This window comes from Brevundimonas sp. TWP1-3, assembly GCF_049896085.1.
Classification (GTDB): Bacteria; Pseudomonadota; Alphaproteobacteria; order Caulobacterales; family Caulobacteraceae; genus Brevundimonas.
The window spans coordinates 1-1,272 of record NZ_JAFCTP010000019.1; the positions used below are offsets into that span (position 1 = coordinate 1).

General features: G+C 51.6%; 2 rRNA genes. Both read left to right on the forward strand.

From position 1 onward, the window contains the following. Nucleotides 1–843, forward strand: a 23S ribosomal RNA gene (locus ACP693_RS17650); the annotation flags it as partial. A gap of 165 nt (nucleotides 844–1,008) precedes the next feature. Beyond that, nucleotides 1,009–1,124 (forward strand): 5S ribosomal RNA (gene rrf / locus ACP693_RS17655). The last annotated feature ends 148 nt before the right edge of the window (nucleotides 1,125–1,272 follow it).

Here is a 1,272-nt window from a genome sequence, read left to right on the forward strand (position 1 = left end):
ACCCCGTGAACCTTTACTATAGCTTTGCACTGGACTTTGAATTTGCTTGTGTAGGATAGGTGGGAGGCTTTGAAGCGTGGACGCCAGTCTGCGTGGAGCCAACCTTGAAATACCACCCTGGCAACTTTGAGGTTCTAACTCAGGTCCGTTATCCGGATCGAGGACAGTGTATGGTGGGTAGTTTGACTGGGGCGGTCTCCTCCTAAAGAGTAACGGAGGAGTACGAAGGTGCGCTCAGACCGGTCGGAAATCGGTCGTAGAGTATAAAGGCAAAAGCGCGCTTGACTGCGAGACAGACACGTCGAGCAGGTACGAAAGTAGGTCTTAGTGATCCGGTGGTTCTGTATGGAAGGGCCATCGCTCAACGGATAAAAGGTACTCCGGGGATAACAGGCTGATACCGCCCAAGAGTTCATATCGACGGCGGTGTTTGGCACCTCGATGTCGGCTCATCACATCCTGGGGCTGAAGCCGGTCCCAAGGGTATGGCTGTTCGCCATTTAAAGTGGTACGCGAGCTGGGTTTAGAACGTCGTGAGACAGTTCGGTCCCTATCTGCCGTGGACGTTTGAGATTTGAGAGGGGCTGCTCCTAGTACGAGAGGACCGGAGTGGACGAACCTCTGGTGTTCCGGTTGTCACGCCAGTGGCATTGCCGGGTAGCTATGTTCGGAATAGATAACCGCTGAAAGCATCTAAGCGGGAAACTAGCCTCAAGATGAGATCTCACTGGAACCTTGAGTTCCCTGAAGGGCCGTCGAAGACTACGACGTTGATAGGTTGGGTGTGTAAGCGCTGTGAGGCGTTGAGCTAACCAATACTAATTGCCCGTGAGGCTTGACCATATAACACCCAAGCAATTTGCGTCGGCTCTCTAAACCAGAGCAACCAGATTGCGGTGTGTGAAGACGCAATGAACCGAAAGTTCGATCTCGCAAAAACACCGAAAGCTGTCACATACCCAATTTGCTGAAGCGAGGCCATCTGGCCACGACTCAGTACCCGAATTTCTTGACGACCATAGAGCATTGGAACCACCTGATCCCATCCCGAACTCAGCAGTGAAACGATGCATCGCCGATGGTAGTGTGGGGTTTCCCCATGTGAGAGTAGGTCATCGTCAAGATTAAATTCCGAAACCCCAATTGCGAAAGCAGTTGGGGTTTTGTTTTGCCTGCAAAAAAGTGAGCAAACGAAAAGCCCCGCAGATGAAAATCTGCGGGGCTTTTTCATGACCAGGCTTTTTGCCTTTAGATGCCTAGATCTCTTTAACC